The organism is Sphaerisporangium sp. NPDC088356 (assembly GCF_040685555.1).
GTDB lineage: Bacteria > Actinomycetota > Actinomycetes > Streptosporangiales > Streptosporangiaceae > Sphaerisporangium.
In genome coordinates, this window is the sequence record NZ_JBFBIK010000069.1 from 25,064 (window position 1) to 40,316 (window position 15,253).

At 69.6% G+C, this 15,253-nt stretch carries 13 protein-coding genes; 6 read left to right on the forward strand and 7 right to left on the reverse strand.

Annotated features, from left to right (window positions below; genetic code table 11):
* Positions 1–8: 8 nt before the first annotated feature.
* Positions 9–1,145 (reverse strand): glycosyltransferase, encoded by a 1,137-nt coding sequence (locus AB0O34_RS23625; protein WP_363918671.1) that lies wholly within the window; start codon positions 1,143–1,145, stop codon positions 9–11.
* Between the two features lie 47 nt (positions 1,146–1,192).
* Positions 1,193–2,446: a hypothetical protein gene (locus tag AB0O34_RS23630; RefSeq protein WP_363918673.1), complete on the reverse strand. Its 1,254-nt coding sequence runs from the start codon at positions 2,444–2,446 to the stop codon at positions 1,193–1,195.
* 499 nt (positions 2,447–2,945) lie between these two features.
* Between AB0O34_RS23630 and AB0O34_RS23635 the strand changes: the two genes are divergently transcribed.
* The 5 genes from AB0O34_RS23635 to AB0O34_RS23655 are packed head-to-tail and all read left to right on the forward strand — an operon-like array spanning position 2,946 to position 8,437.
* Positions 2,946–4,082, forward strand: coding sequence for a glycosyltransferase (locus AB0O34_RS23635; protein ID WP_363918675.1), 1,137 nt, complete (start codon positions 2,946–2,948; stop codon positions 4,080–4,082).
* A complete protein-coding gene (locus tag AB0O34_RS23640) occupies positions 4,079–5,032 on the forward strand; it encodes an NAD-dependent epimerase/dehydratase family protein (RefSeq protein WP_363918677.1) in 954 nt (317 codons plus the stop codon). Before AB0O34_RS23635 ends, AB0O34_RS23640 begins: the two co-directional genes overlap by 4 nt.
* A gap of 12 nt (positions 5,033–5,044) precedes the next feature.
* A complete protein-coding gene (locus AB0O34_RS23645) occupies positions 5,045–6,034 on the forward strand; it encodes an NAD-dependent epimerase/dehydratase family protein (protein WP_363918679.1) in 990 nt (329 codons plus the stop codon).
* Positions 6,031–7,068: an MraY family glycosyltransferase gene (locus tag AB0O34_RS23650; RefSeq protein WP_363918681.1), complete on the forward strand. Its 1,038-nt coding sequence runs from the start codon at positions 6,031–6,033 to the stop codon at positions 7,066–7,068. Before AB0O34_RS23645 ends, AB0O34_RS23650 begins: the two co-directional genes overlap by 4 nt.
* Before the next feature lie 4 nt (positions 7,069–7,072).
* On the forward strand, positions 7,073–8,437 hold the full coding sequence (locus AB0O34_RS23655) for a polysaccharide biosynthesis tyrosine autokinase (RefSeq protein WP_363918683.1): 1,365 nt from the start codon (positions 7,073–7,075) through the stop codon (positions 8,435–8,437).
* Here AB0O34_RS23655 and AB0O34_RS23660 read toward each other — a convergent pair.
* The 4 genes from AB0O34_RS23660 to ugpC all read right to left on the reverse strand — a co-directional run bounded on the left by AB0O34_RS23660 (position 8,415) and on the right by ugpC (position 12,870).
* Positions 8,415–9,107: a hypothetical protein gene (locus tag AB0O34_RS23660; RefSeq protein WP_363918685.1), complete on the reverse strand. Its 693-nt coding sequence runs from the start codon at positions 9,105–9,107 to the stop codon at positions 8,415–8,417. The genes AB0O34_RS23655 and AB0O34_RS23660 overlap by 23 nt on opposite strands.
* Positions 9,107–10,870, reverse strand: coding sequence for a DUF4012 domain-containing protein (locus AB0O34_RS23665; protein ID WP_363918687.1), 1,764 nt, complete (start codon positions 10,868–10,870; stop codon positions 9,107–9,109). Before AB0O34_RS23665 ends, AB0O34_RS23660 begins: the two co-directional genes overlap by 1 nt.
* The gene (locus AB0O34_RS23670; protein ID WP_363918689.1) at positions 10,860–11,405 is read right to left on the reverse strand and encodes a hypothetical protein; all 546 of its coding nucleotides are present in this window, start codon (positions 11,403–11,405) and stop codon (positions 10,860–10,862) included. The genes AB0O34_RS23665 and AB0O34_RS23670 overlap by 11 nt, the downstream gene beginning before the upstream one ends.
* 241 nt (positions 11,406–11,646) lie before the next feature.
* Positions 11,647–12,870 carry a sn-glycerol-3-phosphate ABC transporter ATP-binding protein UgpC gene (gene ugpC, locus AB0O34_RS23675; protein ID WP_363918691.1) on the reverse strand — a complete coding sequence of 408 codons (1,224 nt, stop codon included), beginning with the start codon at positions 12,868–12,870 and terminating at the stop codon, positions 11,647–11,649.
* A gap of 166 nt (positions 12,871–13,036) precedes the next feature.
* On the opposite strand from ugpC, the gene AB0O34_RS23680 reads away from it, so the two are divergent.
* Positions 13,037–14,035, forward strand: a complete 999-nt coding sequence (locus AB0O34_RS23680) for a LacI family DNA-binding transcriptional regulator (RefSeq protein WP_363918693.1) — start codon at positions 13,037–13,039, stop codon at positions 14,033–14,035.
* A gap of 9 nt (positions 14,036–14,044) precedes the next feature.
* Here AB0O34_RS23680 and AB0O34_RS23685 read toward each other — a convergent pair whose 3' ends face one another.
* Positions 14,045–14,533 carry a glutathione peroxidase gene (locus AB0O34_RS23685; RefSeq protein WP_363918695.1) on the reverse strand — a complete coding sequence of 163 codons (489 nt, stop codon included), beginning with the start codon at positions 14,531–14,533 and terminating at the stop codon, positions 14,045–14,047.
* Positions 14,534–15,253 lie beyond the last annotated feature (720 nt).

A 15,253-nucleotide genomic window follows, 5' to 3' on the forward strand; every position in this document is an offset into this window, starting at 1 on the left:
CGGCGCTCTCAAAGGTGACGGGTCGTCCGCGCGAGCTCTTCGTACAGGTCCTCGAACCACTCGGCCGTGCCGGCCATGTCCACGGTCGCCGAGCCGGCGCTCGCTCCCCCGCGTAGCCGGTGATGCGTCGCGGGCTCCATCGCCTCAAGGATGCCCGTCGCCAGGGCCCCGGACGACCTCGGATCCGTCAGGATGCCGTTGCGGCCCGAGTGGACGAGCTCGCCGATGCCTCCCACCTCGGTGGACACCACCGGCACCCCCGCCGCGAGCGCCTCCATGATCACCACGGGAAGGGCCTCGTGAAGCGAGCTCAGCACCACCAGGTCGGCCGCCGCGACCAGCCTCTTCGCCCTCGGCACCCGGCCCACGATGCGCACCTGGCCGCCGACCCCGTGCCGCTCGATGTCGCGGGCGACCTGTTCCCGCAGAGGGCCGTCGCCGACCAGGAGGAAGACGGCGTCCGCGCGGGTCAGGAGGACCCTGGCCGCGGCCTGGACCAACAGCGAGTGGTTCTTCTCCGGCCTGAAGTTGGCGACGCAGACCACCAGGAACGCCCCTTCCGGCACGGCGAACTCGCGCCGGACCGCGTCGCGCCGCTCCGCCCAGAACCGCTGCTCGGCGACGTCCACGCCGTGGACACGGGTCAGCACCGGGCGGCCCCCCCGGGTGGACGACCGTGCGACCCGCGACGACACGGCCACGATCTGGTCGTCCAGGCGCCGGGTCAGGCAGTCGAGGAACGTGCTGGCCCTGGTCGTGACGCGTCCGAGGAACGCGTCCGGCCGGCGGGCCCTGAGCAGGTCGTCGCGGATGTAGTGGACGGTCGAGACCATGACCGGGCGCCGGCGACCGAGCCGGACGAACGGCCGCAGGACGAAGGCGGGCAGCGGGGAGTGCACGTTGAGGACATCGGGCGCGAGACGGCGAACGGTCGTGACCAGCCTGGCGCAGGCGAGGAGCCGAGCACGTGACCCGAGATCGACGACGTGGACACCGAGGGCCTCCAACTGGTCGATCAGCTCGCCGGTCGCCGCCCGCATGCACACGACCGTGTAGCGGTTGTCCCTCTTGCGGGAATGCCGGAGCCGCTCGACCAGAAGCACCTCGACGCCCCCCATGTCGAGCGTCTTGACGACCTCGCACACGTGAAGACCACTCGTCTGGCGCCGCCGCCTCATCGCGACCCGCCCCGTCATCGCGGGCCACCGGCGAGGACGGGCAGGCGGCTCTCTTCCGGCGTCGCCGGAATCGAGCGGCCCCGTTCGCGCCGGGCCGTTATGGACCACGCGACCGCGGCCAGCAGGCTCGTGACCATGACGATCGGTATGCGCTGGCGGAAGATGAGGCCGACGTTCGCCATGGTGGTCGCGTAGACGATGGTGCTGGGAATGATGAACAGAAGGAGATAGCAGACGGTCGCGCGATCGTGGCGCCACAGCCAGACGGCTCCACGCACCGCGCTGTAAAGAAGGAAGTACCAGATCAGGGCATCGAGCTTGCCCAGCTGCAGTGTCAGGCTGCCCTCCGACCAGGGGAACGGGGAGAAGAGCGTGTAGACCACCTTGAGCCCGAGTTGGTTCCAGGGGTTGCCGCCGTCATCGAAGGTGACACCCGAACCGCCTATGGCGTTGCTTTGCCGGAAGGTCTCCGACTGGCCGTAATCCAGCTGACGCTGCATCGCCTCGACCGGTGCGCTGTCACCGAGGTTCCCGAAGGGCAGCAGGATCAGCAATGTCACCAGCACGAGCATGCTGCGCAGGGAGAACGCTCGCTTGACACCGGAGAAGCCGAGGACCATCGGCATCGCGCACATGAACACCATGTACGGGCGCACGTACCACAGCGCCCACAACGACAACGCCAGCAAGAGCACCTTGCGCAGGTCGAAACGCCGCAGGTTCGAGACCCCCAGGCCGAGGGTGGCCACGACGAGAAACGCGTTGAACCCCTCCTTGAACATGTCCGAGGTGTGCAGCAGGAACGCCGGCATGAACGCCGTCAGGAGGAGCAGCGAAAAGGCCGCGCGCCGGTCGGCGCCGACCAGGCCGGCGAGCTTGTACATGATGAGGCACAGCGCGCAGGCGAGCAGCGCGACAACGGCCGTGCAGGCCAGTGGGGCGGGGCCTCCGCACAGGTAGATCACGAGCGCGAAGACATTGCAGGGCACCGCGGCGGAATAGAGCGAGCCGATGTCGTCGGACGTCACGAACTGGAATCCCTCGCGTTTCCAGAACGCCACGACCTCCATGGCCCTCGACTCGTAGGTGATGTTGTCGCCGCCGTATTCGATGACATGGTTCTGCATCACCAGGACCTGGATCGCCAGGCGGACGGCGAACGCGATGAGGAGCACCGGCAGCACTCGCTGGACCGCCTGCCCGTCCAAGGTCGCGTGGACCAGCCATATGAGTACCAATGCGGCGGCGGCGACGATGACATATTCCATGAGAAGTACCCTTAATTCGCCTCGATGTAGGACCGCGAACGTCCAGCGATCCGTCTGAGCCGCCGGTGTGGAACTCTGCGAGGCAGACGCTAGCGCCGAAGAACAGGCGGCGGCGCTCGCGGCGGACGAGCCCCGTTCGACCATTACCTTTGTTTGCGAGTTCTTTTTACCGGGTGTGAATACGGCGCCCTGACCTTTTGACGGCAATCCGCATGATTCATCCGTGAGGAGTGCTCCGCCCGGTGGAATACCGATTTCGGACTCGGCGACCAGGCGCTCATCACCTGAATCACGATGCCCGCGCCACCGCTTCCCACCTGCCTCCGATGTTCGCCGGCTTATGCGGTCAGCGGCCCCGGGAATACGTTTCGATCATGTCCGGGTAGGGATAGGGAAAACACTTCGCCACCACCATGACGGTGTCGGCGAACAGATCAAACGGCGAGCTAGCTTCTCGGATGTGACCAGTCCGATTCGTGTCATGGAAATCATCGCCCGGATGAACGTAGGCGGCCCCGCCACCCAGGTGTCGGGGCTTTGCGAGCTGTTCGACCAGGAGGAGTTCGACCATCGCCTCTACACCGGTTACGTCCACGGCGGCGAGGAGGACCGCCTCCGGTTGCGGAAGGTGGCCGTCCAGGTCCACCGGGTGCCCGGCCTCGGCCGGTCCATCGACCCGACCGGCGATCTCCGCGCCCTCCACAGGCTGGCCGGTGCCATGCGCGCGTTCCGGCCGCACATCGTGCACACCCGGACCACCAAGGCGGGCGCTCTCGGCCGGATGGCGGTCACGCTGTCCGGCGCCGGAGCGGCCAGGGTCCACGTGTTCCACGGCCATCTCTTGGACGGATACTTCTCCGGCCCCAAGCGCTGGGCGTACGTGCGCGCGGAACGGTTCCTCGCCACCCTGTCCGACCGGCTGGTGACCGTCGGCTCCCAGATCCGTGACGACCTTCTCCAGGCCGGGATCGGGCGGCCGGAGCAGTACGTCGTGATCCCACCGGGGGTCCGGCTCGGCGCGGTTCCCGACCGCGCCGGGGCTCGCCACGCCCTGGGGCTCACCGTCGACGCACCGGTCGTCGCCTACGTCGGCCGGCTGACCCGGATCAAACGGCCCGACCGGTTCGTGGCCGTGGCCGAGGCGGTGCTGCGGCGCGTGCCCGGCTGCCGCTTCGTCATCTGCGGAGGCGGCGAGCTGCTCGAAGACGTGGAACGGAGGATCCGCCCCATCCGCGAATCCTTCCATCTGCTCGGCTGGAGAGCCGATGTCGAGACCGTCTACGCCGGGGCCGACGTGGTCCTGCTGACCTCCGACAACGAGGGCGCGCCACTGAGCCTCATCGAGGCGGGCATGGCCGGAGTACCGGTCGTCTCCACCCGCGTGGGAAGCGTCGCCGAGGTGGTCCGTGACGGTGACACCGGCCTGCTCGCCGCGCCGCGCGTGGACGAGCTCGCGGCGCACGTCGTACGGCTGCTGTCCGACCGCGCGCTCGCGCACCGGATGGGCCGGAGCGCCCGCGACTGGACGACGGCCGCGTTCGGCGTGGAACGCCTCGTCGCCGACACCGAAGCGCTTTACCGGACACTCCACGGTGCGTCCCGGTGGCGCCCGGCCCCAGAGACGAGCCGCATGTGAGAATCCTCATCACCGGTGGCGCCGGGTTCATCGGCGCCAACCTCTGCGATGCGCTCAGGCGCCGGCCGGAGGTCGAGGGCATCACCGTGCTGGACGACCTCAGCAGCGGGCGGCTGCACAACATCGACCACCTCGGCGTGGACTTCGTGCTGGGCAGCATCCTGGACCCGGACGTGCTCCGGCCCCTGGTCTCCGACGCCACGACGGTCATCCACCTCGCCGCTCGCGCCTCGGTGCCACGGTCCCTGGACGATCCCCTGGCCACCCATGCCGTCAACGCCACCGGCACCCTTCAGGTCCTCGAGGCCTGCCGGGCGACCAGGCCCCACGTGATCCTCGCGTCCTCCTCCTCGGTCTACGGCGCCTGCCGGGAGCCGCTCAAGCACGAGGACCTCCCCACCCGGCCGCTCAGCCCTTACGGCGTGAGCAAGCTCGCGACGGAGGCCTACGCCCTGGCGTACGCGGGGAGCTTCGGCCTGCCGGTTCTGCCCTTCCGCTTCTTCAACGTCTACGGTCCCCTGCAGCCGGCGGGGCACGCCTACGCGGCCGTCATCCCGGCGTTCGTGTCGGCGGCGCTCGACGGCCGCCCGGTGCCGGTCCACGGCGACGGGCGCCAGTCGCGGGACTTCACCTACGTGGGATCGGTGACCGACGTCCTCGTCCAGGCGACCCTCCGGCGGGTGACGAGTGACAAGCCGGTGAACCTCGCGTTCGGCACCCGCGTCTCGCTGCTGGAGCTGAGGGACATCCTGGCCGAGGTGCTCGGACGGCGGATCGACACGACGTTCCTCCCACCACGGGCGAGTGACATCCGCGAGTCACAGGCCTCCACCCGCCTGCTCCGCCAACTCTTCCCCGGCGTGCGTCCCATGACGCTGGCCGACGGACTCCGCATGACCGTGACCTGGTTCGACCAGGCAATGAGTTCCCAATCAGCCTCGCACATGTAATGGGAGAAGTCGGTGAGCACCCAAATAGGGAACACCTATCTGATCACGGGAGGGAGCGGCTTCGTCGGCTCGCATCTGGCCGACGCGTTGCTCGCTCGCGGTGATTCCGTCGTGGTCGTGGACAATCTGTCCACCGGACGACTGGGGAATCTCCGCCCACACCCCAGGCTGCGGTTCGTGCAGGGGTCCGTCCTGGACGAGCTGGTGGTCGACGAGCTGGTCCACCAGTGTGACGTCGTCGTGCATCTCGCCGCCGCCGTCGGGGTCAAGCTGATCGTCGACCAGCCCCTGCGGTCCCTGACCACCAACATCCGCGGGTCGGAGATAGTCATCGAGGCGGCGCACCGCTACCGCCGGAAGATCCTCGTCACCAGCACCAGCGAGATCTACGGCAAGAACTCCTCCGGGCCGCTGCGGGAGAACTCCGACCGCATCCTCGGCAGCCCTGCCGTGGTGAGGTGGGCCTACAGCACCGCCAAGGCCGTCGACGAGATCCTCGCCAACGCCTACCACAAGGAGCGCGGCCTGCCGACGATCATCGTCAGGCTGTTCAACACCGTGGGCCCACGGCAGAGCCCCGCCTACGGCATGGTCATCCCCCGCCTGGTGCGGCAGGCGCTCAACGGCATCCCGCTCACCGTCTTCGGCGACGGGACCCAGACCCGCTGCTTCGTCCACGTCGCGGACGCCGTCGACGCGCTGCTCCGCCTGCTCGACGACGAGGCGGCGATCGGGCAGACCTTCAACGTCGGATCCGCCGACGAGATCAGCATGCTGGAACTCGCCAAGCTGATCATCGAGCGTGTGGGGTCCACGTCCGGGATCGATCTCATCCCTTACAACGAAGCCTACGAACAGGGCTTCGAGGACATGACCCGCAGGGTTCCCGACACCACCAAGCTGTGGGAGCTGACCGGCTGGACACCACGCCGCGATCTGGACGCCATGCTGACCGAGATCATCAGCGAGGCCCGCGAGGATCTCACGGTGTCCACGCGGTGAACGGGGCAATCGCCCTCGCCGCCGCGGCCGCGTGCCTGCTCAGCGCGGCGGCCACCCCGCCGCTGAGGCGCCTGGCACTGCGGTGGGATCTCACCGACCGTCCCGGCGGGCACAAGGCCCACCACCATCCGACCCCCTACCTGGGCGGAATCGCGATCGTCCTGAGCACGGTCGTGCCCACAGCCGCGGCGCTCGGTTTCTCCGACCGGCGGATCACCGTGATCCTGCTCGCCGCGACTGCGGTCGCCGCACTCGGCCTGATCGACGACGTCGCGTCGCTGCCCGTGGTCACCCGGTTGACCGCGGAGTCGCTGGCGGCGGGCGGCGTCGTGCTCTCCGGCGTCCACATCACGCTGACCCACACCTGGGTCGACAAGCCCATCACGGTCATGTGGATCGTCCTGATGACCAACTCCTTCAACCTGCTGGACAACATGGACGGAGCGCTGGGCACCGTCGGCACGGTCACCGCCGCCTTCCTCGGCGGAGCTGCCCTCGTGGACTCCCAGCAGGCCTTCGCGGTGCTCCTGGGCGCGCTGGCGTTCGCGTGCCTGGGCTTTCTGGCGCACAACTGGCCGCCCGCGAAGATATTCATGGGAGACTCCGGCTCCCTTTTCATCGGGTTCATCCTCACGTGCTCCGCGATCGTCCTCGTGGCGGGCGAGAGCGCCGTCATGACCGTCTCCGGGCTGCTCCTGTGGACCTTCGTCGCGGTCGTCGACACCATCGTCGTCATCGTGTCCCGGATACGCTCGGGTCGCTCGCCGCTGTCAGGTGGCACCGACCACGTCTCCCATCGGCTCCGCCGGATCGGCCTTGGCGCGCGGACGGTTCCCGCGACCCTCGGCATGATCACGGCGCTCCCCGGTGCGCTCTGCCTGGCCGTCGCCCTCAGCTGGGTCCCGCCGCTCACCGCGGCGATCGTGGTGGGCGGGATCGCCACGATCCTCATCTCCCTGCTGCAGGGCATCAGCGTGTACACGCCGGCCCCATCCCTGGAAAACCTTCCGAAGATCACCGAAAGGCGGCGATGATCCGGTGGATCTGCTCCACTTCATACGGCTCGCGCGCAGGAACTGGCCGCTCGTCGTCCTGTCGCTGGTCCTCTCTGTAGGGGCAGCGATGGTCGTGACCGCGAAGACGCCGCCGAAGTACGTCGCGACGATCACCATGATGGTCTCCGGTTACGACAAGGTGGGCAGTCTCACCACCGCCTACCAGGCGGGAATGCTGTCGACGCAAAGGGTCCAGTCCTACGCCAACCTGCTGACCAGCCGCCGGCTGATCAGCCAGATCGCCGGCGGAGAAGACGTCCGGCGGCTGCAGTCCCGGGTCAAGTCGGAGGCCATCCCGGCCACCATGCTGCTCAGAGCCATGGTGACCGACGGGGATCCCGCACGCGCCGCCCGCCTGGCCAACGCCCTGGGCGCCAAGTTCACCCGGCTGATCGACCAGATCGAGCGGCCCACGCCCAAGAGCTCTCCCACCGTCAAGATCACCGTGGTGGATCCGGCCGACGTGCCGAGGACCCCGGTGAGTCCCCGTCCTGTGGTGAACATCGCGCTCGCCGTGCTGATCGCGTTGCTGCTCGCGTTCGGCTCGCTCGTCGTACGCGACCGGCTGGACACGACGGTCAAGACCTCCGAAGTCCTGCAGCAGATGTCCAGGAGCTCGGTCCTCGGGGTGATCACCTATGAGAGGGACGCGCGCCGCTACCCCCTGATCGTCCGGGAGAACGGCCGGTCGACCAGGTCGGAGGCATACCGCTCGCTACGCACCAACCTGCAGTTCATCGGAGTCGACCGGCAGCCCAAATCGCTGGTGGTCACGAGCTGCCTGCCAGGTGAGGGGAAGTCCTCCACCTCGGCCAACCTCGCGATCACACTGGCCCAGGCCGGATGGCGGGTCATCCTGGTGGACGGCGACCTTCGCAGCCCGCGCATCCCGGACTACCTCGGAATCGAGGGCTCGGTCGGTCTCACCGACGTGCTGATCGACAAGGCGCGCCTGCGGGACGTCATCCAGACCTGGGGCGAGCCGAGCCTGTCCGTGCTGCCGGGCGGCCAGATTCCGCCCAACCCGAGCGAGTTGCTCGGCTCGCGCGGGATGCGCGCGGTGCTCTCCCAGCTCGTGGACGACCACGACATCGTGATCATCGACGCGCCGCCGCTGCTGCCGATCACCGACGCCGCGGCGCTCGCGGCCATCTGCGACGGAACGCTGCTCGTCGCCCGGTACGGCAAGACCCGGCGGGAGCACCTCGTCCGGGCCGTGGACACACTGTCCTCGATCAACGCCCGGCTCGTCGGAGCGGTGCTCAACTTCGCGCCGGGCAAGCGCGCCGCGTACTACGGGTACGGCTACCAGGCCAGGGCCGAGGTCAAGACCCCGGTGAACGTGTGAGCAACCCGAGTGGGACGGCGAGCGACTCCGCGATCCGCCGTCCCGCCACCCGGTAGGCCCGCGAGCGGCCACCGTAGGGGTCGGCGATGTCGGGCCGGTCCACCCGTACCAGCCCGCGCAGCGCCCTCACTTCGGCGACCAGCGCGCGGGCCCTGTGCACGGCATCCCGGTGGCAGGTGACCACCTCGGCCGGCACGGCCAGGGCCAGCGTGCCGAATTCCACCAAGGTGAACGTCCGCGCGGCGGCCAGGGGAAGCATCTCCACCGCGCGGGCGCGGTGCTCGGAGGCGGCGGTGAGCACGAGATCGGCCGCGGCGACCAGCTCAGGGGTCAGCGGGCGGGACCGGAAGCCCCCGGGGTCCCCCCCGAACCGGGTCAGCACCCGTTGCGCGCGCTCGGTCATCGGCCTCCCCCACTCGGCGCCGGTCCCCGCGCTGGTCACCTCGACCGCCGGGCACGGCCCGAGAGCCGAGCGGGTGAGCCGCTCCGCCAGCGGAGAGCGGCAGATGTTGCCCGTGCACACGAACAGGATGCGGAAACGCGTCTCCTCCGGCGCCGCGGGCGCCGCTCCGGCGTCTCTCCAGCATCGTGGACCGCAGCCCGCGTGCCCGGGAGGCACCGGAGGCAGGGGAGGGACGGTCCCGGCTGAATTGTCGGGCACCGTGGCCATCAGCGAACGCACCCCCGCGCGTCGGGGGTGATCCGGGTGTACTGCGGGCGGACCAGAGGCTGCACCGGGACCACCGGCGGCTCCGCGGAGGCGGGCTCCACGAGATCGAACCGCAGCGTCCGCGACTGGCGGGGGTCCAGCTCAAGCAAGGTCGAGTACACCGGATGCGAGCGCTCGACCTCCCTGATGACCGAGACCCGGTCGCCGTCGACGGACACCGCCCTGATCTCGGCCCCGACCCCGGCGTACAGCGACACCCACAACAGGTTGGAGCCGACGGGACGGGGACGCGGAGGAGCGTCGAGCCTGTCGGTGACGTAGGAGGGCAGCGGCCCGCGCGGCACGTCGTTGGTGAGCCGGACCCGCACGGTCGTGGAGCGGCGCCCGGCCTGGCACGGGCCCAGCTCGTAGTCGAGCGACCGGTTCAGGTAGTAGTCGAGCTTCCCGCCGGCCGAGTTGTTGACCACCAGTCCGGCGTACGGTCCCGGCCGGCGCGGCAGCACGCCGCCGAGCGCGGTGGAGGACAGACGCCGCTGCTCGGCGTCGTGGCGGCTCCACATCTGGATCCGGCGCTCCTCCACCATGGGCTTCAGGACGGGCAGCACCCGGGAGGGGTCGTCGAAGGACCTGGGCAGCGCCTCGCTGACGGCCTTGGCGATCCTGACGAGGTACCCCTTGCGCGCCGCCGGGTCGGTGTAACGGGCGTAGGCGGCGCGCTCGGTCAGGTCGACGACGTTCGTCGCGGTCACCTTCTCCCCACCGGGGAGGGTGACCGGCCCGATCAGGCCGAGCAGGTAGGACAGCCCGACCGGGTCGAGCGCGATGGCGCCGTCCAGCCGCTGGCGGGTCTGGCGCTCCCACAGCGCGGTCCAGGTCTTCGCGGCATAGGGAAAGTGCGGGGAGAGGTTCGAGACGGAGAGCAACTCGACCGCGCCGGCCCCGTACCGCGCGCGGAACGCCGGGCCGTGGTCGGCGACGGGGCGCGGACTGCCGTCCAGGCCGGTGTTGGCGGCGAGCCGCTTGACGGCGATCCGGCCGTGGTCGGCGGAAAGGATGCCGAAAGCGCCCACGAGGCCACCGGTCCCCCGCGCCTCGGCGTTGGTCTGGAAGGCCAGGAAGTAGCGGCGCGGGCCATCGTTGCCCAGCATCGGAGGGATCAGGGCGGCGGCGGTGGCGGCGCCGCCGATCCAGCCGCGCAGCCGGTCCAGCTCGTACAGCGCCGTGCCCCGCGCCTTGTCCAGGCTTGCCTCCCCCGTACGAGCCGGGGTGGACACCAGGCGGGTGCGCACCCGTGCGAGCCGGGCCGCGGCATCGTCGAGAACCGGGGCCGCCGCGCGAAGGCCGTCGAGCAACTGGCGCATGTCGTCCGCGGAGCCGGCCCCGGCCGCGAGGAACGACGTGCCGGTCCCCTGCACGCGGGCCAGCACGTCGGTGATCTCGGCGGCCGTCTCGGCCAGGCCCCGCACGGTCGTCGCGCCGTCACCCACGAAGGGCAGGTGGGTGATCAGCGACCAGTCGAGACCGCTGGTGAGGCGCCTGGCCTCGGCCGCGTGACGCCGCGCGGTCGCCAGCGTCACGGACATCCGGTCGAGGTCACGGGCGCTCATCACCGCGCGTAGGTGCACCAGGGCGTCCCTGGTCGCCTGAAGGTGGTCGCGCACGCCGAGACCGAGATGGACCGACCAGCCCCCGCCCAGCACCAAGGCCGCGACGGGGGCGAGCGATACGGCTGCGACGACCCGGCGACGACGCCTACCGCGCACCGGCGGATCGGCGACGCCGTACGGAGATCAGGACGCCGGCGGTACCCGCTGCCAGAAGGCCACCGCCGATCCCCGCCAGAGCACCCACCGGCGCTCCCGTGAACGGCAGCCTGTTACCCGCTTTCTGGCCGCCGCCGGGCTTCTCACCACCGGGTGCGCCACCACCGGGTGCGCCACCACCGGCGTGGTTGCCTCCCGCCTCGTGGCCGACGGCCCCACCACCGGACTCGCCACCACCGGAGTGATACCCGCCGGCGTGATGCCCTCCGCCGTCGTGCGAGTGCTCCTCGCGAATTACCTTGCCGCCCTGGATCACTTCGTCGCCGTCCGCCGCATGGTGGTCGCCGTGTTCGTCGTGTTCGTCGAACACCTTCTTGACATGATCGGCAGGGCGCGGCGGATAGGGATTCGGAGTCGAAGCGTACGACGATGACGGCAATCCGGTTCCGGCGACGGCCGTCCCGGCCGTTCCGAGTACCGCGCCACATCCGGCGACCAGCGCGAACAGAACAGGTACCGCGCGTTTCCCAGCCATTTGAACTCCCCGACGGCGATAATTCAGACCACGGAAATATGGCCCGAATACGGGCAACGTTTCCCTAGAAGCAGGTATATCGATCGTCGCCGGAGGACGTACCTGTCCGACTCGCGCCTTTACCGAAGCATCACCGGATGTTGCCGCCCAAAAAGCCCCCGCCGTGGGAGGGGTTCACGGCGGGGGCTTCTCGCTGGGGAGAGCGGTTCTTACTCGGGGCCTCCTGGAACGCGGCGCCGGGTCAGCGGCCGACGTTGGCGGCGTGGCCGATGGCCAGACCGCTGTCGGTGTCGAAGAAGTGGAGGTTCTGGGTGTCCACCACGAGGTCGACGTTCTGGCCGGGACGGACGTGGCTGCGGGCGTTGACACGAGCGGTCCACAGCGACTTGTCGCCGATCAGCGGCAGCACGGCCGCCTCTTCGTCGTCCCCGGTGTCCTGGGCGGCCACGGTGTCCTTGTGCTCGACCGGCGGGGCGTCGATGAGGAACAGGACGTTGATCTCGCTGCCCAGCTCCTCGGTGACCTCGGCGCGGGTGGGGATGTGGGCCCAGCCGGTGGAGCTGCCGTTGGCCGCGGAGGCGTCCTCGAAGTCGGAGGGACGGATGCCGAGGATGAGCTTCTTGCCGAAGTACTGGTCGAGGCCCGGCTTCTCGGCGAAGGTGGACTCGGGGACCGGCAGCTTGAGGCCGGCGAAGGACACCGCCGCGCCGGCGTCGCCGCGCACCAGCTCGGCGTTGACGAAGTTCATCGACGGCGAGCCCATGAAGCCCGCGACGAACAGGTTGACCGGGCTGTCGAAGAGGTTCTGCGGGGTGTCCACCTGCTGGAGGATGCCGTCGCGGAGCACGCAGACCCGGTCGCCCAGGGTCATGGCCTCCACCTGGTCGTGCGTGACGTAGACCGTGGTGACGCCGAGGCGCTCGTGCATCTGGTTGAGCGAGGCGCGCATGGAGACGCGGAGCTTGGCGTCCAGGTTGGACAGTGGCTCGTCCATGAGGAAGGCCTGGGGCTCGCGGACGATCGCGCGGCCCATGGCGACACGCTGGCGCTGGCCACCGGAGAGGGCGGCGGGCTTCCTCTTGAGGTACTGGTCGAGGCCGAGCATCTTGGCGGCCTCCTGAACGCGCTTGGCGATCTCGGCCTTGGGCATCTTGCGAAGCTTCAGGCCGAAGGCGAGGTTCTCCTCGACCGTCATGTGCGGATAGAGCGCGTAGTTCTGGAAGACCATCGCGATGTCGCGATCCTTCGGCGGCAGGTGGTTGACCACCCGGTCGCCGATGGCGATCTCGCCACCACTGATGTCCTCCAGACCGGCGATCATGCGGAGCGCCGTGGACTTACCACAACCAGACGGGCCGACGAGGACCATGAACTCGCCGTCGTGGATGTCCAGGTTGAGGCCGTTCACAGCCTTCACACCGCCGGCATAGACCTTGTCAACGTTGCGCAGAACGATTGATGCCATGACAGTCCTTCGTGCGTCCGGGTGCCGCCGGATGTGGATACGTTTTCATGAATCTCATCTGAACCGGACATCTCTGTCAAGCCTTTCTGAAATATAGGCTTCTCACACCGTCCGGATGAGGCCTCCACCTTGGCTCTTACGTGGAAATCATGATGGAATCGTTTCCATGAAGGTGAACGGACAGCGCCGCACGACCATCAAGGATGTGGCCGAAGCGGCGGAGGTCGGGGTGGCGACCGTCTCGCGCGTGCTCTCGGGCACGGGCTCGGCCAGCCCCGCCACGAGGGAGAAGGTTCTGGCCGCCGCGGCCCGGCTCGACTACCGCCCGAGCGCCCTCGGGCGTAACCTCCGCCGGCAGCGCACCGGGGGGATCGGCCTCCTCATCCCCGACATCACCGACACCTTCTACGGCAGGCTCACCGACGGCGTGCTCGCCTGCGCCCAGTCGGCGGGCGAGCCGGTGATGATCGGCACCACCGGCGACGACCCCGAGCGGGAGGCCGAGCTGATCGGCTCGCTCCTGGAGGAGAGCGTGGAGCGGGTGATCGCCGTGCCGTGCGGCGACGGCGAGATGTGGGGGCCCGCGTTCCGCGCCGGGCTGAGCGTGGTCTTCGCCGAGCGCCCGGTGCAGGGGCGCGAGAACGTCCCGTCGGTGGTCACCGACGACCGCACGGGGGTCCGCACGGCGGTCGAGTACCTGGCGGGGCTCGGGCACCGGCGCATCGCCTTCCTGTCGCGGCACGGCCAGGCGCAGCGCGTGCGCGCGTTCCGCGAGGCCCTGGCCGCGCTCGGGGTACCCGTCGACGAGGAGCTGATCGTGCGCGCGCACGCCACGCGCGACTCGGCGTACGCCGCCGCCGCCGGGCTCTACCAGCACCGCCCCGACCTCACCGCGGTGCTGGCCGGCGGCAACCTGCTCGGCGAGGCCGCCGTCCTCGCGGCCAAGGAGCTCGACTTCCGCATCCCCCGCGACATCTCGCTGATCATGTTCGACGACGTGCCCTGGGCGGAGCTGTGCCATCCACCGCTCACCGTGATCTCTCAGCCCGCCCAGGACATGGGGTACCGCGCCGCCGAGCTGGTGCTACGCGAGGGGCGCCGGTCACGCACGGTCACGCTGCCGACCGAACTGATCGTCAGGGGGAGCTGCGGACCGCGACGCTGAAGGCCTCCGCTAGCCGACCACCTTCTCGATGGCCTCGACGACGGCCGCGTCCTCGGGGTCGGTGCGGGGACGGAAGCGCGCCACGACGTTCCCCTCCCGGTCGAGCAGGAACTTCTCGAAGTTCCACTGGACGTCGCCCGCGTCGCCCGAGGCGTCGGGGACCGCGACCAGCGAGGTGTAGAGGGGGTGACGGCCCTCGCCGTTGACGTCGAGCTTCTCCAGCAGGGGGAAGTCCACGCCGTAGGTCGTGACGCAGAACTCCTGGATCTGCTCGGCCGACCCCGGCTCCTGGCCGGCGAACTGGTTGCAGGGCACGCCGACGACTGTGAAGCCCCGGTCGGCGAACCGTTCCTGGAGCCGCACCAGGCCTGCGTACTGCGGGGTCAGCCCGCACTTCGACGCCACGTTGACCACCAGGGTGGCCTTGTCGCCGACGAGCTGCCCAAGCGTGGTCGGCGCGTCGTCCAGCGTGCGCACCGAAATATCTCGAAGACTCATGAATCCACCCTAGTCAGACACACCAGGTGTGCGCGGCTCGCCGGGCGCCGGATCGCATCGGTCCCGTGTCCACGGGCGGTACCGCGCCAAACCTCAATCCCCCGGCATTTCTGGATCACGTGGTGATCATGTCGGGCACGACGCGGGCCAACGAGCCCCCGCGATACGGCAGAGATGTACCGCGATGATGGCAAACAACTGTCCCAGGTGTGTCGCGAATGGCGGGCGACGGCCGGATCGACTACTAGAAACCGCCCTAGAACACGTCGCGGCGCCTTCCGGGGACACCAGTGTCTTCAACCGAATCGGAACGGCCACGCGGACGTCGCACGCCCGAGCCACGGGCGGGCGACGGAGGTGGCCGCCCGCGTGCGGCCGCCTTCCGCACGCGACCCGATGAATAGGACCGCCTTGGACAGTAACCGCGCTTTTCGTGGCGCAGTCGCGGCCGTCATCGCCGCCGCCGCCCTCAACGGGACGGCCGGACCGGCACAGGCCCTCGCGGGGCCGGATGGAACGGCCGACGCCATCAGTGGCACAGCAGAACCAGCCAATGCCCGGACCGGACCGGTCGAGACGGCACTGGCGGCAACGGTCCCGGCCGAGGTGGCGACAGCCGCAGGCTCGGCCGGGACGGCGGGCCCCGTCAAGGGCCCCGCGACGGCAGGCGCCCAAGCGGGCGCGACCGCCGCCCAGGCGCCCATCGCTCCGGCGCCACTC